Raw genomic sequence first — 18,428 nt, forward strand, 5'->3', positions numbered from 1 at the left:
CCGGTCCAGGGGACTCCTAGAGTCGAATACTCAGAGTAATGGTTACGCATAGTTGTCACCAGGTCAAGCGGGTGCTTTCGAGAGGCCTTCGTCACCTGGGGCGCGCCACCCGTAAGACTGAGCCTCCGCTCCTGCTAGTGTCGACTCGATTTCCTCGCTACGCAGGAAGTCGACGTCCTTTAAGGACCCGTCCAGAGAGGCGGGGAAGGAGGTCCGCCTTGTCGTCACGTCCGCGTGGCGCGGCGGAACCGGCGGGAGAGCGTGAGCTCCTCTCGACCGGCGATGTCGCGCGCACGATCGCCCGAATGGCCCATCAGGTCATCGAGAAGACCGCTCTCGGTGCCGGAGGCTCGACTCCACCCGTGTTGCTGGGCATCCCCACCCGGGGTACTCCGCTCGCCCTGCGGCTCGCGGACAAGATCGCCGAATTCTCCGGCGTCCGTCCGCCCACGGGCACGCTGGACATCACGCTCTACCGTGATGATCTGCGCCGCCGCCCGCCCCGCGCGCTCGAACATTCGCAGCTGCCGCCGACCGGTATCGACGACGCGGTGGTGATCCTGGTCGACGACGTGCTGTTCTCCGGCCGCACCATCCGCGCCGCCCTTGACGCCCTGCGCGACCACGGCCGCCCCCGCGCGGTCCAGCTGGCCGTGCTGGTCGACCGGGGGCACCGCGAACTGCCGATCCGCGCCGACTACGTGGGCAAGAACGTGCCCACCTCGCGTGCCGAAGGCATCGAGGTCCTGCTGTCCGAAGTGGACGGACGGGACTCGGTTCTGCTGCGGTCGTTGAATGAGAGCGCTTCACCAGAAGGAGATCGATCGTGAAGCACCTGCTCGCCACCGACGGGCTCGACCCGGCGCTCGCGACAGCCGTGCTGGACACCGCCGAAGAGCTCAAGCACACCCTGCTGGGCCGCGAGGTCCGCAAGCTCCCGACGTTGCGGGGCCGCACCGTCATCACGCTGTTCTACGAGAACTCGACCCGCACCCGCGTCTCGTTCGAGATCGCCGGGAAGTGGATGAGCGCCGACGTGATCAACGTCTCCGCGTCCAGTTCCTCGGTCAACAAGGGCGAATCGCTGCGGGACACGGCGCTGACACTGGCCGCGGCCGGTGCCGACTGCGTGATCATCCGCCACCCCGCTTCCGGTGCGGCGCAACGGCTCTCGGGCTGGCTCGCCGAGGCCGGGACAGCGGTCGTCAACGCGGGCGACGGCACCCACGAGCATCCGACGCAGGCACTGCTCGACGCGGCGACGCTGCGGGAGCGCCTCGGTTCGTTCGAGGGACGCCGGATCGCGATCGTCGGCGACGTCCTGCACAGCCGGGTCGCGCGGTCGAACATCCACCTGCTGTCCTCGCTGGGCGCCGAGGTGGTGCTCGTCGCACCGCCGACCCTGCTGCCCGCCGGGGTGGAAAGCCTGCCGGTCACGGTGTCGCACGAACTCGACGCCGAACTGCCCGCGGTCGACGCGGTCATGATGCTGAGGGTCCAGGCGGAGCGCATGTCAGCCGGGGGGCCAGGGCAGAGCTTCTTCCCTTCGGCGCGTGAGTACTCGATCGCCTACGGCCTCAACGAGCGGCGGATGAAGCTGCTGCCCGAGCACGCCGTCGTCCTGCACCCCGGCCCGATGCTGCGCGGGATGGAGATCGCTTCGGCGGTCGCCGACTCCCCGGCCTCGGCCATCACCGAACAGGTCCGCAACGGCGTCCACGTACGCATGGCGGTCCTCTACCACCTGCTCGCCAGCGAAGGAGCCGCCGCGTGACCACCGTCCTGATCAAGGGCGCCCGCCCCTACGGAGAGGGCGACCCGGTCGACGTGCTCATCGAGGACGGCGTGATCACCGATCTCGGTGCCCTCGAAGTCCCCGCCGACGACACAGACGCCGAAGTGATCGACGCGGCCGGCCAGGTGCTGCTCCCCGGTTTCGTCGACCTGCACACCCACCTGCGTGAACCCGGCCGCGAAGACACCGAGACCATCGCCACCGGTTCGGCCGCGGCCGCGCTCGGCGGCTACACGGCGGTGTTCGCCATGGCCAACACCGACCCGGTGGCCGACAACGCGGTGATCGTCGACCACGTGTGGCGGCGCGGCCAGGAGGCCGGGCTGGTCGACGTGCACCCGGTCGGCGCGGTCACCGTGGGCCTCAAGGGCGAGCGGCTCGCCGAACTCGGCACCATGGCGAAGTCCGAGGCGAAGGTGAAGGTCTTCTCCGACGACGGCCTCTGCGTCGCCGACCCGCTGCTGATGCGCCGCGCGCTGGAGTACTCGACCGCGCTCGGCGTGGTCATCGCGCAGCACGCCGAGGAGCCGCGGCTGACCGTCGGCGCCCAGGCGCACGAGGGCGAGCAGTCCGCGCGCCTGGGCTACACCGGCTGGCCCGCGTCGGCCGAGGAATCGATCGTCGCCCGCGACTGCCTGCTCGCGCGGCACGCCAACGCGCGGCTGCACGTCTGCCACGTCTCGACGTCGGGCACGGCCGACATCCTGCGATGGGCCAAGGAGCGCGGCACCCAGGTCTCGGCCGAGGTCACCCCGCACCACCTGCTGCTGACCGACGAGCGGCTCGCCACCTACGACCCGATCAACAAGGTCAACCCGCCGCTGCGCACCGGGTCCGACGCCGAGAAGCTGCGCGCCGCGCTGGCCGAGGGCGTCATCGACTGCGTGGCCACCGACCACGCGCCGCACGCGGTCCAGGACAAGGACTGCGAGTGGAACTCGGCCCGCCCCGGCATGCTCGGTCTCCAGACCGCGCTGTCGATCGTGGTCGAGACCATGGTCCGCACCGGCCTGCTCGACTGGCGGGGCGTCGCCCGGGTGATGAGCGAGCGGCCGGCCGAGATCGGCAACCTGACCGACCACGGCCGTCCGATCGAGGTCGGCGAACCCGCCAACCTGACACTGGTGGACCCGGACACGGAATGGACCGTCCGGGGCGTGGAGCTCGCGAGTATCGCGGCCAACACCCCGTACGAAGGAATGCGGCTCCCCGGCGTGGTGACGGCGACGTTGCTGCGCGGGCGGATCACCGCGCGGGAAGGGAAGATCACGCAATGAGCGACCGGATTCTGCTGACCCTGGCGGTCTTCGCCTTCTTCCTGTTCTGCGTCTTCCTGATGTGGCGCGGCTGGCGGCGGAAGTCGCGCGCCCAGAGCGTGCAGATCCCGCTGTTCGCGGACATCCCCGCGGAGCCCGGCGACGCGCTGATCGAGTCGACCGGCCTCTACGTCAGCACGACGACGGCGGGGCACTGGCAGGACCGCGTGGTCACCCGCGGCGCCGGCCTGCGCACCGGCGCGGTCTGGCGGCTGCACGACGACGGCATCGCCATCGAACGCGGCGGCGGCCCGGACTTCTGGATCCCGCGCACCGCGGTGACCGGCGTCCGCAAGGCCAAGGGCATGGCCGGGAAGGTGATGGGCATCGACGCCCTGCTGGTCATCACCTGGCTCGCCGGAGACGTCGAACTGGACACCGGATTCCGCGGCGACGACGTCGACGACTATCCACAGTGGATCGAAGCTTTGCAAGACACTCGCAACGAAATCAAGGGAGGTGCCTGATGAGCACCGTGAACGGCACCCGCACACCGGCCGCGCTGGTACTGGAAGACGGCCGGGTGTTCCGTGGCTCCGCGTACGGAGCGCGCGGACGGAGCCTGGGCGAGGCGGTGTTCTGCACCGGCATGACCGGCTACCAGGAGACCTTGACCGACCCCTCCTACCACCGGCAGATCGTGGTCCAGACCGCGCCGCAGATCGGCAACACCGGCTGGAACGACGAGGACGACGAGTCCTCCCGCATCTGGGTCTCGGGTTACGTCGTCCGCGACCCGGCGCGCACCCCGTCCAACTGGCGCTCCAAGCGCACGCTGGACGAGGAACTGGAACGCCAGGGCGTCGTCGGGATCTCCGAGGTGGACACCCGCACGCTGACCCGGCACCTGCGCGAGCAGGGCGCCATGCGGTCCGGCGTCTTCTCGGGTGACGCGCTCGGCACCGACGAGGACATGCTCGCCGAGGTGAAGGCCAGCCCGCAGATGAAGGGCTCCGACCTCGCCGGCGAGGTCACCACCAAGCAGCCGTACGTGGTCTCGCCGGCGGGGGAGACCCGCTTCCGCGTGGTCGCGCTGGACCTGGGAATCAAGTCCAACACCCCGCGGATGATGGCCGCGCGCGGCATCGAGGTGCACGTCCTGCCCTCGACGTCCACTGTGGACGAACTGCTGGCGATCGAGCCGGACGGCGTGTTCCTGTCCAACGGCCCCGGCGACCCGGCGACCACCGCGCACGCGACCGAGCTGACGAAGTCCGTGCTGCAGCGCGAGATCCCGCTGTTCGGCATCTGCTTCGGCAACCAGATCCTCGGCCGCGCGCTGGGACTGGGCACCTACAAGATGCGCTACGGCCACCGCGGGATCAACATCCCGGTGATCGACGTGGCGACCAAGCGGGTCGCGATCACCGCGCAGAACCACGGTTTCGCCCTCGAAGGCGAACCGGGACAGCGGTTCGAGACGCCGTTCGGCGCCGCGCAGATCTCGCACTACTGCCCGAACGACGACACCGTCGAAGGTGTCCGCGCGTTCGACATCCCCGCGTTCTCGGTGCAGTACCACCCCGAGGCCGCCGCCGGCCCGCACGACGCGGCCCCCCTGTTCGATGAGTTCGTTGGCTTGATGGAGAAGGCGAAGTAATGCCGAAGAGGACAGACATCCAGCACGTGCTGGTCATCGGCTCCGGGCCGATCGTGATCGGCCAGGCGGCCGAGTTCGACTACTCCGGCACGCAGGCCTGCCGCGTGCTGCGCGAAGAGGGCCTGCGCGTCTCGCTGGTGAACTCGAACCCGGCGACCATCATGACCGACCCCGAGTTCGCCGACGCCACCTACATCGAGCCGGTCACCCCGGACTTCGTAGAGAAGGTCATCGCCGAGGAGCGCCCCGACGCGATCCTCGCGACCCTGGGCGGGCAGACGGCGCTGAACTGCGCTGTCGCCCTGCACGATCGCGGCGTCCTGGAGAAGTACGGTGTCGAGCTGATCGGCGCCGACATCGACGCCATCCAGCGCGGTGAGGACCGGCAGAAGTTCAAGGACATCGTCCGCACGATCGGCGCCGAGGTGCCGCGCTCGCGGGTCTGCCACGACATGGACGAGGTCCGCGCGACCGTCGTCGAGGTCGGCCTCCCGGTCGTCATCCGGCCGTCGTTCACCATGGGCGGGCTCGGCTCGGGCATGGCGCACACCGACGAGGAACTCGAGCGGCTCGCCACCACCGGCCTCGACGAGTCGCCGGTCACCGAGGTGCTCATCGAGGAGAGCGTGCTCGGCTGGAAGGAGTTCGAGCTCGAGCTCATGCGCGACCGGCACGACAACGTGGTGGTCGTCTGCTCGATCGAGAACATCGACGCGATGGGCGTGCACACCGGCGACTCGGTCACCGTCGCGCCCGCGATGACCCTGACCGACCGCGAGTACCAGCACATGCGCGACGTCGGCATCGCGGTGCTGCGCGAGGTCGGCGTCGACACCGGCGGCTGCAACATCCAGTTCGCGATCAACCCGGAAGACGGCCGCATGGTCGTCATCGAGATGAACCCGCGTGTCTCGCGTTCGAGCGCGCTGGCGTCGAAGGCGACCGGCTTCCCGATCGCCAAGATCGCCGCGAAGCTCGCCATCGGCTACACGCTCGACGAGATCCGCAACGACATCACCGGCGAGACCCCGGCGGCCTTCGAGCCGGCGCTGGACTACGTCGTGGTGAAGGTGCCGCGGTTCGCCTTCGAGAAGTTCCCCGGCGCGGACCCGACGCTGACCACGACGATGAAGAGCGTCGGCGAGGCGATGTCGTTCGGCCGCAGCTTCCCCGAGGCGCTCGGCAAGGCCCTGCGGTCCATCGACACCAAGGCCACCGGTTTCTGGACCCGCCCCGACGCCGAGGGCGCGACGCTGGAGTCCACTTTGGACCTCCTGCGCACACCGCACGACGGGCGGCTCTACGAGGTCGAGCGCGCCCTGCGGTTCGGCGGCACCGTCGAGCAGATCCACGAGGCCTCCGGGATCGACCCGTGGTTCATCGACCAGATCGCCCTCATCGGCGAGGTCGGCTCCGAGGTCCGCGACGCGCTGGTGCTGGACGAGCCGCTGTTGCGGCGGGCGAAGCGCACCGGCCTGTCCGACCAGCAGATCGCCGCGCTGCGGCCCGAGCTGGCCGGTGAGGACGGCGTCCGCGCGCTGCGCCGCCGTCTCGGCGTGCGGCCGGTGTACAAGACCGTCGACACCTGCGCGGCCGAGTTCGCGGCCAAGACGCCGTACCACTACTCGGCCTATGAGACCGATCCCGCGGCGCAGTCGGAGATCACGGCGCAGACCGAGAAGCCGAAGGTGCTGATCCTCGGCTCCGGGCCGAACCGCATCGGGCAGGGCATCGAGTTCGACTACTCGTGCGTCCACGCCGCGATCGCCTTGCGCGAGGCCGGTTTCGAGGCCGTCATGGTCAACTGCAACCCCGAAACCGTCTCCACCGACTACGACACCTCGGACAGGCTCTACTTCGAGCCGCTCTCCTTCGAGGACGTCCTGGAAGTCGTCAACGCGGAGCAGGAGTCGGGCACCGTCGCCGGGGTCATCGTGCAGCTGGGCGGCCAGACCCCGCTCTCGCTCGCGAAGCGCCTCGCCGACGCCGGTGTCCCGGTGATCGGCACCTCCCCGGACGCGATCCACCTCGCCGAGGACCGCGGCGCGTTCGGCGAGGTCCTCACCGACGCCGGGCTGCCCGCGCCGAAGTACGGCACGGCGACCTCGTTCGAGGGCGCGAAGCGGATCGCCGACAAGATCGGCTACCCGGTCCTGGTGCGGCCGTCCTACGTGCTCGGCGGACGCGGCATGGAGATCGTCTACGACGAGGAGTCCCTCGCCGGCTACATCCACCGCGCCACCGAGGTCACCCCCGAGCACCCGGTGCTGGTGGACCGCTTCCTCGACGACGCCATCGAGATCGACGTCGACGCGCTGTTCGACGGCGACGACCTCTTCCTCGGCGGCGTCATGGAGCACATCGAGGAGGCCGGGATCCACTCCGGCGACTCGTCGTGCGCGCTGCCGCCGATAACGCTGGGCCGGACCGACATCGAGACGGTGCGCCGCTCGACCGAGGCCATCGCGCGCGGCGTCGGCGTCCGCGGGCTGCTGAACGTCCAGTACGCGCTCAAGGACGACGTCCTGTACGTCCTGGAGGCCAACCCGCGTGCCTCGCGGACGGTGCCGTTCGTGTCGAAGGCGACCGCCGTGCCGCTGGCCAAGGCGGCCGCGCTGATCATGACCGGCTCGTCGATCAAGGAACTGCGCGAGTCCGGGGTGCTCCCGGCCGAGGGTGACGGGGGCCATATGCCCGCCGACTCGCCGGTCGCGGTCAAGGAGGCGGTCCTGCCGTTCCACCGCTTCCGCACCCCCGAGGGCCACGGCGTCGACTCGCTGCTCGGCCCGGAGATGAAGTCCACCGGCGAGGTCATGGGCGTCGACGTCTCCTTCGGGAAGGCGTTCGCCAAGTCCCAGGCCGGGGCCTACGGTTCGCTGCCGACCTCGGGCAAGGTGTTCGTCTCCGTCGCCAACCGCGACAAGCGCTCGCTGGTGTTCCCGGTGAAGCGGCTGGCGGACCTCGGTTTCGAGATCCTCGCCACCTCGGGTACCGCGGAAGTGTTGCGGCGCAACGGGATTCCCTGCACCGTCGTGCGCAAGCACTACGAGGGTTCCACCGCCGAGGAGCCGAACATCGTGGACGTCATCCTCGGTGGCGGCGTGCAGATGGTGATCAACACCCCGTACGGCAACAGCGGTCCCCGCATCGACGGCTACGAGATCCGCACCGCCGCGGTGTCGCGGGACATCCCCTGCATCACCACGGTGCAGGGCGCGGCGGCGGCCGTGCACGGGATAGAGGCCGTCATCAAGGGCGACATCGGCGTGCGCTCGCTGCAGAGCCTCCAGGCGGCGCTGAAGGCCAAGGCATGAGCGAACGGTTCGGGGCGAGGCTGGCGCGGGCGGTCGCGGAAAAGGGATCGCTCTGCGCCGGGATCGACCCCCATCCGGGGTTGCTCCAGGCGTGGGGTCTCTCCGCGGACGCGGGCGGTTTGGAGAAGTTCGCCCTCACGGCCGCTGAGACGATCGCGCCCGAGGTCGCGGTGATCAAGCCCCAGTCGGCCTTTTTCGAGGCCTACGGGCCTCCTGGGGTCGCCGTTCTGGCCAAGACGATGAAGGTATGCCGGGAAGCGGGCGCGCTCGTCCTGCTGGACGTCAAACGCGGGGACATCGGTTCCACGATGGCGGCGTACACGGCGGCCTTCCTGCCCGCCGGCGCGGAACTCGAAGCCGACGCCATCACCGTGTCCCCGTACCTCGGTTTCGGCTCACTGGCCCCCGCGATCGACGTTGCGCAGACGCAAGGCAAGGGTCTGTTCGTCCTCGCGCGCACTTCCAACCCGGAAGCGCAGGGATTGCAGAATGCCTTGCTGCCCAACGGAAAGACCGTCGCGCAGGACATCGTCGACACGGCGGCCGCGTACAACGCGGGCGTCGGGCCGCTCGGTGACATCGGTGTCGTCGTCGGGGCCACGATCACGCCCGGAGAACTCGATCTGAGCCAGCTGAACGGTCCCGTCCTGGCACCCGGTTTCGGGGCGCAAGGAGCCACTCCGGCCGATTTGCGGGCACTTTTCGGGCCGGGACTGCCCGGCGTACTTCCCGCGTCGTCCCGCGACGTGCTCAAGCACGGGCCGGACCCCGAGGCGTTGCGTGCGGCCGTTCGGAGGACACGGGATTCCCTCGGACCCCAGGAAAAAGGCCAATAGCAGGCCCGGGAATCGGTCATGACCGGCCACCCCCGCATTGTGGGCCGAGGTAACGGGTGGGTACCGTCGCCACACCCACCCAGATTTGAGAACTACCGGAGGAAAACGTGGCACTTCCCCAGCTGACAGAGGAACAGCGCGCTGCGGCGCTGGAGAAGGCCGCCGCCGCCCGCCGCATCCGTGCTGAGCTGAAGGAGCGGCTGAAGCGGGGCGGTACCACTCTGGTCGAGGTGCTGAAGCAGGCCGAGGAGAACGAGGTCCTCGGCAAGATGAAGGTCTCGGCTCTGCTCGAGGCTCTTCCGGGTGTCGGCAAGGTCCGCGCCCAGCAGACCATGGAACGACTGGAGATCGCACCCAGCCGTCGGCTTCGCGGCCTCGGCGACCGGCAGCGCAAGGCGCTGCTGGCCGAATTCAGCGGCGAGTGAGCGGCGTCGGTCAGGACCACCCGGTGCTACCGGGCGCTGACCGCGGCGGTGAGCCGGTGGCGGGGGGAAACCCCCGGCACCGGCTCACGGTCGTCTCAGGGCCCTCGGGCGTCGGGAAGTCGAGCGTGGTGGGGGAGCTGCGCAAGCTGGACCCGGAGATCTACTTCAGTGTCTCGGTGACCACCAGGAAACCGAGGCCGGGTGAGGTCGACGGCGAGCACTATCACTTCATCGACCGGGCCGAGTTCGACCGCATGGTCGCCGGCGACAGGCTGCTCGAATACGCCGAGTTCACCGGGAACTGCTACGGCACCCCGCGTGAGCCCGTCGAGCGGGCCTTGAACGCCGGGCGCAACGCCGTACTGGAGATCGAACTCCAGGGCGCGCGGCAGGTCCGCAGGGCGATGCCGGAGGCCCGGCTGGTGATGCTGATGCCGCCGTCGTGGGACGAACTGGTCGGCAGGCTGACCGGTCGCGGTACCGAGAACGAGGCCGCCGTGAAGGCCCGGCTGGCCGAAGCCGAGCGGGAACTGGCCGCCGCGGGGGAGTTCGACGAGCGTGTCGTCAACGCCGACGTGCGGGACGCCGCCGAGCAGTTGCTAAACTTGATAATCGGCGACCAGACACTTGAAGATTCGGAGCACCACGAGTGACGACCATGTCCACGCTCGGTATTCACGAAGAGCTCGAAGGCATCACCAACCCGCCGATCGACGACCTGCTCGAAAAGGTCAGCTCGAAGTACGCCCTGGCGATCTACGCGGCCAAGCGCGCCCGCCAGATCAACGACTACTACGCCCAGCTGGGCGAGGGACTCCTGGAGTACGTCGGCCCGCTGGTCGAGCCGGGTCCGCGGGAGAAGCCGCTCTCCATCGCGCTGCGCGAGATCCACGGTGGCCTGCTCGAGCACACCGAGGGTGAGTAAACCCAGGATCGTTCTGGGCGTAGGCGGCGGGATCGCCGCCTACAAGGCCTGTGAGGTTCTGCGCGGACTGACCGAATCCGGTCACGACGTCCGCGTGGTCCCCACCGAAGCCGCGCTGAACTTCGTCGGCGCGGCCACCTTCGAGGCACTGTCCGGGCACCCGGTGCACACCGGTGTGTTCACGGAGGTGCCCGAGGTCCAGCACGTCCGCGTCGGCAAGGAAGCCGACCTGGTGCTGATCGTGCCCGCCACGGCGAACCTGCTGGCGAAGGCGGCGCACGGCATCGCGGACGATCTGCTGACGAACACCCTGCTCACCGCCCGGTGCCCGGTCGCCTTCTTCCCGGCGATGCACACCGAGATGTGGGAGCACCCGGCCACCCGCGACAACGTGGCGCTGCTGCGCTCGCGCGGGCTGGTCGTCGCCGAACCCGCCGCCGGCAGGCTCACCGGCACGGACACCGGCAAGGGGCGTCTGGCCGACCCGGCCGAGATCGTCGACCTCGCCCGGCTCCTGCTCGCCCTGCCGAACGCCCTCCCGCGTGACCTCGAAGGCGTGCGCGTGGCGATTTCGGCCGGTGGAACCCGTGAGCCGCTCGACCCGGTCCGCTATCTCGGCAACCGCTCGTCCGGCAAACAGGGCTACGCGCTGGCCCGGGTCGCCGCCCAGCGCGGCGCCGAGGTCACCCTGGTCACCGCGCACACCGTCGCGCTGCCGGATCCCGCGGGCGCGAAGGTCCTCCACGTGTCGACGGCCGAGGAACTGCGCCAGGCGATGCACGCCGAAGCCGCGTCCGCCGACGTCGTCGTGATGGCCGCCGCCGTCGCCGACTTCCGGCCGTCGAACCGGGCCGAGCACAAGATCAAGAAGTCCGACGACGCGCCGGACCCGGTGGTCGAACTCGCCCGCAACGCGGACATCCTCGCCGAACTCGTGCGGAACCGGACGGAAGGCCAGCTGGTCGTCGGGTTCGCCGCGGAAACCGGGGACGATAGGGGTGGCGTGCTCGACCACGCCAGGGTCAAATTGAAGCGCAAGGGTGCGGACCTGCTGGTGGTGAACGCCGTCGGTGAAGGAAAGGCGTTCGGGACCGAGGACAACTCGGGGTGGCTCCTCGGGTCCGACGGGACCGAGATCCCCATCCCGCTCGGCGCCAAGGCGGAGCTGGCGTCCACATTGTGGGACGCTGTTGTGACCTTGATGAAGCGTTGACTGAGTCTCGAACGATAGTCAGTACGCTTGAACACAACTAAGGGGTGCCTAACTCTCTGGGCATCAGACGTCTAGGTGAGGAAGTGACGGCCACCGTGACCGCGTCCACCAGCAGACTGTTCACGTCGGAATCGGTGACTGAAGGTCATCCCGACAAGATTTGCGACGCCATCAGCGATTCGATCCTCGACGGCCTGCTCGCCAAGGACCCGCGGAGCCGGGTGGCGGTCGAAACCCTCATCACCACCGGCCAGGTCCACGTCGCCGGCGAGGTGACCACCGAGGCCTACGCGGATATCCCGACCATCGTCCGCGACGTGATCCTGAAGATCGGCTACGACTCTTCGGCCAAGGGTTTCGACGGGAACTCCTGCGGCGTCAACGTCGCGATCGGCTCGCAGTCGCCCGACATCGCGCAGGGTGTCGACACCGCTTACGAGTCCCGCGTCGAGTCCGACGAGGACGAGATCAACCGCCAGGGCGCCGGCGACCAGGGCCTGATGTTCGGCTACGCCTGCTCGGACACCCCCGAGCTGATGCCGCTGCCGATCGCGCTCGCGCACCGGCTCTCGCAGCGCCTGACCCGGGTCCGCAAGGACGGCGTGCTGCCGTACCTGCGCCCGGACGGCAAGACCCAGGTCACCATCGAGTACGCCGGCGACCAGCCGGTGCGGCTCGACACGGTGGTCGTGTCCACCCAGCACGCGGACGGCATCGACCTGGAGCAGATGCTCGGCGTCGACGTCCGCGAGCACGTGGTCGCCCCGGAGATCGCCGAGCTCGGCCTCGACACCTCCAACGTGCGGCTGCTGGTCAACCCGACCGGCCGCTTCGTCATCGGCGGCCCGATGGGTGACGCGGGCCTGACCGGCCGCAAGATCATCGTCGACACCTACGGCGGCATGGCCCGCCACGGTGGTGGCGCGTTCTCCGGCAAGGACCCGTCCAAGGTGGACCGCTCGGCCGCGTACGCGATGCGCTGGGTGGCGAAGAACGTCGTCGCCGCCGGTCTCGCCTCGCGCGCCGAGGTCCAGGTCGCCTACGCGATCGGCAAGGCGGCCCCGGTGGGCCTCTTCGTCGAGACCTTCGGCACCGAGACGGTCGACCCGTCGAAGATCCAGGCCGCCATCACGGAGGTCTTCGACCTGCGTCCGGCCGCGATCATCCGCGATCTCGACCTGCTGCGCCCGATCTACGCGCCGACGGCCGCGTACGGCCACTTCGGCCGTCCCGAGCTGGGACTCCCGTGGGAGAGCACGACGCGTTCGGCGGCGCTGAAGTCGGCCGCGGGCGCCTGATCCCTCGGTCCAGTAGTGCTATGAACGGGCCGTTCCTTGCAAATTTTGCAAGGAACGGCCCGTTCATTGCACGTGGTGACAGGCTGTGTCGGGGGAGTCTGGTAGAGATCACCGGGTGAGCAGCAGTTCCGAACCCACCCCGCTTTGGGAGCTTCCCGAGCCTCCGAAGGCCGAACCGGCGCGGAAGGCGAAACCGGCGCGCTCGAAGGCCGCCGAACGGCGTGGCGCGCAGCAGCCCGCGCCCGAGAACCCGGTTGCCCGGATCGTCGTGGACATCCCGCTCACGCACCTCGACCGCACCTTCGACTACCGGATCCCGGAGAAGCTGCACGAGGCCGCCATCCCCGGCTGCCGGGTCCGCGTGCGGTTCGCGGGCCAGCTCGTCGACGGCTATCTCGTCGAACGCGCGGACACCACGGAATTCACCGGCAAGCTCGCGTATATCGACAGGGTGACCTCCAGCGAGCCGGTGCTCACCCCGGCGCTGCACACGCTCTGTCGCTCGGTCGCGGACCGCTACGGCGGCACCCTCAGCGACGTCCTGCGCCTCGCCATCCCGTCCCGGCACGCGAAGGTCGAGGGGGAGGCGCCCGCCGAGGCCGCGCCGTCACCGGAGGCTCCCGACACCGCAGCTTGGGAGAAGTACCAGAACGGGCCCGGTTTCCTGGAGGCCGTGGCGGAACGGCGTCCGGCCAACGCCGTCTGGCAGGCCCTGCCGGGTGAGGACTGGCCGCGCCGCCTCGCCGAAGCCGCCGCGGTGGCCTCCGCCACCGGACGCGGCGCCGTGATGGTCGTCCCCGATCACCGCGATCTGACCCGCCTGCACCACGCGTGTACCGAGTTGCTGGGCGCGGACGCGGTGGTCGCGCTGATCGCCGGGCTGGGCCCGGCCGAGCGCTATCGCCGCTGGCTCGCGGTTTCGCGCGGCGCGGTGCGTGTCGTCGTCGGCACGCGGGCGGCGATGTTCGCGCCGGTCACCGACCCCGGCCTGTTCGTGGTGTGGGACGACGGCGACGACGTCCACCTCGATCAGCACGCCCCGTACCCGCACGTCCGCGATGTGCTGATGGACCGGGCGCACGCCGCGAAGGGATCCATGCTCGTCGCCGGGTTCGCGCGTACGGCCGAGGCGCAGTTCCTGGTGGAATCCGGCTGGGCGCAACCGGTCGTCGCGGGCCGTTCCGAACTGCGGGCCGCCGCGCCGCGCGTCACGCCGGTCGGCGAGGACTTCGACGTCGCGCGTGATGAAGCGGCGAAGGCGGCACGGCTTCCTTCGGTCGCCTTCGAGGCGGCTCGGCAGTCGCTGGCCGCCGGATTCCCTGTCCTGGTGCAGGTTCCTCGTCGTGGCTACGTGCCAGGGCTCGCGTGCGGCAACTGCCGGACGTCGGCCCACTGCCGTCGTTGCGCGGGCCCGCTTTCCCTGCCCGGCGGCACGATCGACGGCTCGCCGAAACCGCCCGCCTGCCGGTGGTGCGGTGTCCCCGAGACGAACTTCCATTGCACCGCCTGTGGTTCCGTGCGGTTGCGGGCGGTCGTCGTCGGCTCCAAGCGAACCGCGGAGGAACTCGGCCGCGCGTTCTCCGGATTCTCCGTGCGGACGTCGGGTGCGTCGGAGGTTTTGGCTTCGGTGCCCGGAAAACCGGCGCTGGTGGTGTGCACGCCGGGAGCCGAGCCGGTCGCGGAAGGCGGCTACGGCGCCGCGTTGCTGCTGGACGGCTGGGCGCTGCTGGGACGTCAGGATCTGCGCGCGGGGGAGGAGACCCTGCGCCGCTGGATGGCGGCCGCGGCCCTGGTCCGGCCAGGAACCGACGGCGGCCGCGTGTTCGTCGGCGCTGAAGCGGGTCTCGCCGTCGTGCAGGCGCTGGTGCGCTGGGACCCGTCCTGGCACGCGAGCCAGGAGCTTTCCGAACGCCGCGAACTCGGCTTCCCGCCCGCGATGCGGATGGCGAGTATCGAAGGCACCCCGGAAGCGGTCGCCGGGCTGCTCGGCGATCTCGCCCTGCCGGAAACCGGGGAGGTGCTGGGCCCGGTGCCGCTCGGCGAGGTCGACGAGGACGGCAACGCCGAACGCGAACGCGCCCTCGTCCGGGTCGCGCGTCCGGACGGCAAGGCCCTCGCCGCGGCGATCCACGCGGCCGCCGCGCGCCGCGATGCCCGTAAGGCCACCGAACCCATCCGGATCCAGCTCGACCCGCTGGAACTCATCTAGCCCCCGGCAGCCCGCATTTCGTCCTCTACTTGCGGTAGTTCGACGTCGAACCAGCGCAAGTAGAGGACGAAACGCGAGGGGTTTAACGCGGGGTTTAGAGCGTCGTGCCCGGGACGGCGAGGACGTCGGCGCGAGCCGAAGCGTCCGGAGCGGGCGTGGCGGGCTTCGTGGCACTCGGAGCCGGGGTGTCGCCGAGGGCGGCGGTGAGCAGGCTGACGATCTGCGAGGAGATCGCCGCCCGTCGAGCCTCGAAGCCGGCGTCGGTCAGGGCCGCCGGGTCGGCAGGCGTGCCGAGCACGGGCGTGTGCAGGTGCCCGCCCGCGACACCGGCCAGGCCGAGTCCGGTCCGCAACCGGTTGCTGCGATACATGGATTCGTTCGACAGATAATTTCCGCCGCCACCGGAAGCGGCGATCTCACCGGGCTTCGGCGCGTCCGTCCGGCACACCGCGGTCCCGGTCCCCGGCTTCGTGCTGTCCGGCCAGACGCAGAACGCCTGGTTGTACAGAACCTGGTACTCCCCGGCGGGCGCGGCGAGCATTTTTTCGTACGGCAGCGTGGTTTCGATGAACTGGACGTCAGGCTGCGGCCAGCCTCGCGCGGGCGGGACCCCGCCGGCGACGGACTCGTCGAGGTTGTCCGGGAAACCGCCGCGCCAGGCACCGGCCCACCGCTCGATGTCGAACCGGCCGGGGCGGCCCTGGCTGATGGTCATGATCAGTTCCGGGCGGCGGAACCGGTCCGCGAGCGCCTTGCCGTAGGCCGCTTCGACGATGCCGGTGTCGAAGTAGCTCCACACCACCGGGAACGACACCGCCTGCACCAGCGCGGGCCCGGCCGGGGTCTGGACGACCTTGCCGTCCAGGTGCAGCGCGGCCGCGCCGGACGGGTTCGCGATCCGGACGCCCGCGCCGTTGAGCGTGAACGGGTCGAAGCCGCTCACCAGTACCCGGCGCAGCGACGGGCCGAGCGGGAAACGGGAGTCGTCGAGACCGCGGGCACCGAAGTCGAACGTCTTCAGCAGGTTCGCCCGCGCGGTCGCGGAAAGCGGGAACCGCGGCGTCCATTGGCGCAGCGCCTTGCTCATCTGCAGGCGCGCCCAGTACAACGGCCGGTCGTCGGCCGCGTCGATGCTTCCGAGATCCGGACGGCGGCCCTGCGCGCGGTCGACGGCGGTCCGCCACAGCCCGGCACCGGTGATTTCGGCCAGCTTCTCGGCACGCGAGGCGGTTTTCGTCGAGCAGAGGCGGGTCGTGAAGTCCGAGACGAGCTTGTCGAAGCCGGCGAGCCGGACGAGTTCCGGGCCGACGGCGGGGCCACCGGCCGGAAGCGTCGCGGTGAGCCGCCGTTCCTCGACGGTGATCACCGCGGAGCCGTCGAAGCAGTCGCGCGGACTTTCGGCCTGCGCCACACCGGGCGCCACGAAGACGGGGACGGCCGCGAGGAGCGGGAGCAGGATTCTCCATCGCTTGCCTGGGAGCATCATGAACCGCATTCTGCTCGCCGAGATCGTGCCGCACTACCGACCTTCGCAGGGCCGGGCGGGGTCTTGTCCGGGGTGGACAGGCGGGGCAGACTCGCGCCATGGCCGCGCACAGAAGCACTTTGGGACGCCTCACCACAGTCACCGCGATCGCCACCCTCCTCGCCGCCGCCGTGCCGGGCACCGCGGCGGCCGCTCCACCGACGGCCAAGTCGCCGGTCGCCGTCGGCTACCTGGGCGCGGTGTCGAGTATCGACGCGGACGCGACCGCGATCGGCACGAAGATCCTGCGCGAGGGTGGCAACGCCGTCGACGCGGCCGTCGCGACCGCCGCCGCGCTGGGCGTCACCGACCCGTTCTCCGCCGGTTTCGGCGGTGGCGGTTTCTTCGTCTACTACGACGCGCGCACCGGCAAGGTGCACACTCTCGACGGCCGCGAGACCGCGCCGTCCAGCGCGAACGAGAACCTCTTCGTCGAGAACGGCAAGGCGATCCCGTTCGCCGAGGCCGTCACCAGCGGACTCGGCGTCGGCGTCCCCGGTACACCCGCCACCTGGCAGGAGGCCCTGCGTAAGTGGGGGACCAGGTCGCTGGCGAAGTCGGTCAAGCCCGCCGAAGAACTCGCCCGCAGAGGCTTCACCGTCGACCAGACCTTCAGCAACCAGATCACCAACAACGCCGCCCGCTTCGCGGCGTTCCCGTCGACCCGGTCGCTGTACCTGCCCGGCGGAGCGCCGCCCGCGGTCGGTACGACGTTCAAGAACCCGGACCTCGCCGGCACGTATGCGCAACTCGCCGCGAAGGGCACCGACGTGCTCTATCGCGGGCAGATCGGCGCGGACGTGGTGAAGACCGTGCGGACGCCGCCGGTCGATCCCGCCTCGGCGCTGAACGTGCGCCCCGGCGACATGACCGCCGCCGACCTCGCCAAGTACCGCGTCGTCGAGCGGAAGCCGACCAAGACCGAATACCGCGGTCTCGACGTCTACGGGATGCCGGCGCCGTCGTCCGGCGGGCTGACCGTCGGCGAGGCGCTGAACATCCTCGAGAACAAGAAGCTGAGCAAGCTGGAGAAGGCCGACTACCTGCACAACTTCCTCGAGTCGACCCGGTACGCCTTCGCCGACCGCAACCGATGGATCGGCGACCCGGCGTTCGTCGACGTCCCGGCGAAGGAACTGATCAGCCAGAAGTTCGCCGACAGCCGTGCCTGCCTGATCGATCCGGCGCAGGCCGGGGTGAGCCCGGTCGCGCCCGCCGACCCGCGTAACCCGGTGCCGTGTGCCGCCGGGACGAACGCGGCGCCGACGCCGTACGAGGGCGAGAACACCACGCATCTCACGGTCGCCGACAAGTGGGGCAACGTCGTCGCCTACACGCTGACCATCGAGTCGGAGGGCGGCAGTGGCATCGTCGTACCGGGCCGCGGGTTCCTGCTCAACAACGAACTGACCGACTTCTCCTTCACCCCGGTGACGCCGGGCGTGCCCGACCCGAACCTGCCCGGCCCCGGCAAGCGGCCGCGCTCGTCGATGGCGCCGACCATCGTGCTCGACCACGGCAAGCCGCTGCTCGCCGTCGGTTCGCCCGGTGGCGCGTCGATCATCACCACCGTGCTGCAGATCCTGACCGGCCGCATCGACCGCGGCCTGAAGCTGATCGACGCGATCGCCGAACCGCGCGTTTCGCAGCGGAACTCGGCGGCCGCGCAGGTGGAGCAGGCGTTCCTCGACCAGACCGAAGTGCTGCGGATTCTCACGGCCAAGAAGCAGGGCTTCTCGACGGCTCCCGCGGAGATCGGCGCCGCGACCGGCGTCGAGCGGCTGCGGGACGGCCGGTGGCTCGCCGCCGCCGAGCCCACCCGGCGGGGCGGTGGCTCCGCGGCCGTCGTGCTGCCCTGGCCGCACCGGTAGCCCCGGCCCGCGTTCAGTCCTCTAGTTGCGCTCCTGGACGCGCTATGAACGACTCGTTACTTGCAGAATTCGCAAGTAACGAGTCGTTCATAGCGCGCGAC

At 70.1% G+C, this 18,428-nt stretch carries 15 protein-coding genes; 14 read left to right on the top strand and 1 reads right to left on the bottom strand.

The features are described from left to right. The first annotated feature begins 218 nt into the window (after window positions 1-218). From pyrR to ACLJRL_RS05445, 13 genes are all read left to right on the top strand, one after another. Entirely contained in the window at window positions 219-830 is a 612-nt protein-coding gene (gene pyrR, locus ACLJRL_RS05385; protein WP_410654860.1) for a bifunctional pyr operon transcriptional regulator/uracil phosphoribosyltransferase PyrR, read from the top strand. Further along, window positions 827-1,774 carry an aspartate carbamoyltransferase catalytic subunit gene (locus ACLJRL_RS05390; protein ID WP_410654861.1) on the top strand — a complete coding sequence of 316 codons (948 nt, stop codon included), beginning with the start codon at window positions 827-829 and terminating at the stop codon, window positions 1,772-1,774. Before pyrR ends, ACLJRL_RS05390 begins: the two co-directional genes overlap by 4 nt. Next, entirely contained in the window at window positions 1,771-3,072 is a 1,302-nt protein-coding gene (locus ACLJRL_RS05395) for a dihydroorotase (RefSeq protein WP_410654862.1), read from the top strand. Before ACLJRL_RS05390 ends, ACLJRL_RS05395 begins: the two co-directional genes overlap by 4 nt. Continuing rightward, entirely contained in the window at window positions 3,069-3,578 is a 510-nt protein-coding gene (locus ACLJRL_RS05400; protein ID WP_410654863.1) for a transporter, read from the top strand. Before ACLJRL_RS05395 ends, ACLJRL_RS05400 begins: the two co-directional genes overlap by 4 nt. Then, window positions 3,578-4,711 carry a glutamine-hydrolyzing carbamoyl-phosphate synthase small subunit gene (gene carA, locus ACLJRL_RS05405; protein WP_410654864.1) on the top strand — a complete coding sequence of 378 codons (1,134 nt, stop codon included), beginning with the start codon at window positions 3,578-3,580 and terminating at the stop codon, window positions 4,709-4,711. The genes ACLJRL_RS05400 and carA overlap by 1 nt, the downstream gene beginning before the upstream one ends. Continuing rightward, window positions 4,711-8,025, top strand: coding sequence for a carbamoyl-phosphate synthase large subunit (gene carB, locus ACLJRL_RS05410; RefSeq protein WP_410654865.1), 3,315 nt, complete (start codon window positions 4,711-4,713; stop codon window positions 8,023-8,025). The genes carA and carB overlap by 1 nt, the downstream gene beginning before the upstream one ends. Then, the gene (gene pyrF, locus ACLJRL_RS05415) at window positions 8,022-8,861 is read left to right on the top strand and encodes an orotidine-5'-phosphate decarboxylase (protein ID WP_410654866.1); all 840 of its coding nucleotides are present in this window, start codon (window positions 8,022-8,024) and stop codon (window positions 8,859-8,861) included. Before carB ends, pyrF begins: the two co-directional genes overlap by 4 nt. A 107-nt stretch (window positions 8,862-8,968) precedes the next feature. Next, a complete protein-coding gene (gene mihF / locus ACLJRL_RS05420; protein WP_364025209.1) occupies window positions 8,969-9,286 on the top strand; it encodes an integration host factor, actinobacterial type in 318 nt (105 codons plus the stop codon). Beyond that, window positions 9,283-9,939 carry a guanylate kinase gene (gene gmk / locus ACLJRL_RS05425; protein ID WP_410654867.1) on the top strand — a complete coding sequence of 219 codons (657 nt, stop codon included), beginning with the start codon at window positions 9,283-9,285 and terminating at the stop codon, window positions 9,937-9,939. Before mihF ends, gmk begins: the two co-directional genes overlap by 4 nt. Window positions 9,940-9,944: 5 nt before the next feature. Then, complete coding sequence (gene rpoZ / locus ACLJRL_RS05430) at window positions 9,945-10,211, top strand: DNA-directed RNA polymerase subunit omega (RefSeq protein ID WP_364025271.1); 267 nt, start codon at window positions 9,945-9,947, stop codon at window positions 10,209-10,211. Further along, window positions 10,204-11,424, top strand: coding sequence for a bifunctional phosphopantothenoylcysteine decarboxylase/phosphopantothenate--cysteine ligase CoaBC (gene coaBC, locus ACLJRL_RS05435; protein WP_410654868.1), 1,221 nt, complete (start codon window positions 10,204-10,206; stop codon window positions 11,422-11,424). Before rpoZ ends, coaBC begins: the two co-directional genes overlap by 8 nt. Before the next feature lie 95 nt (window positions 11,425-11,519). Further along, the gene (gene metK / locus ACLJRL_RS05440) at window positions 11,520-12,722 is read left to right on the top strand and encodes a methionine adenosyltransferase (RefSeq protein ID WP_410655169.1); all 1,203 of its coding nucleotides are present in this window, start codon (window positions 11,520-11,522) and stop codon (window positions 12,720-12,722) included. A 115-nt stretch (window positions 12,723-12,837) separates the two neighbouring features. Next, complete coding sequence (locus ACLJRL_RS05445; RefSeq protein WP_410654869.1) at window positions 12,838-14,931, top strand: primosomal protein N'; 2,094 nt, start codon at window positions 12,838-12,840, stop codon at window positions 14,929-14,931. Between the two features lie 94 nt (window positions 14,932-15,025). Here the strand turns inward: ACLJRL_RS05445 and ACLJRL_RS05450 are convergent, their stop codons facing one another. Beyond that, window positions 15,026-16,417: a hypothetical protein gene (locus tag ACLJRL_RS05450; protein ID WP_410654870.1), complete on the bottom strand. Its 1,392-nt coding sequence runs from the start codon at window positions 16,415-16,417 to the stop codon at window positions 15,026-15,028. A gap of 98 nt (window positions 16,418-16,515) precedes the next feature. Here ACLJRL_RS05450 and ggt point away from each other — a divergent pair, with 98 nt between their 5' ends. Beyond that, window positions 16,516-18,327, top strand: a complete 1,812-nt coding sequence (ggt, locus tag ACLJRL_RS05455; RefSeq protein WP_410654871.1) for a gamma-glutamyltransferase — start codon at window positions 16,516-16,518, stop codon at window positions 18,325-18,327. Window positions 18,328-18,428: the final 101 nt, after the last annotated feature.

This window comes from Amycolatopsis sp. lyj-112, from assembly GCF_046549055.1.
Lineage (GTDB): Bacteria > Actinomycetota > Actinomycetes > Mycobacteriales > Pseudonocardiaceae > Amycolatopsis.

Excerpts from the sequence above, each read along its gene's own strand:
- carB (WP_410654865.1), top strand. The coding sequence starts at position 4,711 with ATGCCGAAGAGGACAGACATCCAGCACGTGCTGGTCATCGGCTCCGGG.
- rpoZ (WP_364025271.1), top strand. The coding sequence starts at position 9,945 with ATGTCCACGCTCGGTATTCACGAAGAGCTCGAAGGCATCACCAACCCG.
- pyrF (WP_410654866.1), top strand. The coding sequence starts at position 8,022 with ATGAGCGAACGGTTCGGGGCGAGGCTGGCGCGGGCGGTCGCGGAAAAG.
- ACLJRL_RS05400 (WP_410654863.1), top strand. The coding sequence starts at position 3,069 with ATGAGCGACCGGATTCTGCTGACCCTGGCGGTCTTCGCCTTCTTCCTG.
- ACLJRL_RS05450 (WP_410654870.1), bottom strand. The coding sequence starts at position 16,417 with ATGATGCTCCCAGGCAAGCGATGGAGAATCCTGCTCCCGCTCCTCGCG.
- ggt (WP_410654871.1), top strand. The coding sequence starts at position 16,516 with ATGGCCGCGCACAGAAGCACTTTGGGACGCCTCACCACAGTCACCGCG.
- carA (WP_410654864.1), top strand. The coding sequence starts at position 3,578 with ATGAGCACCGTGAACGGCACCCGCACACCGGCCGCGCTGGTACTGGAA.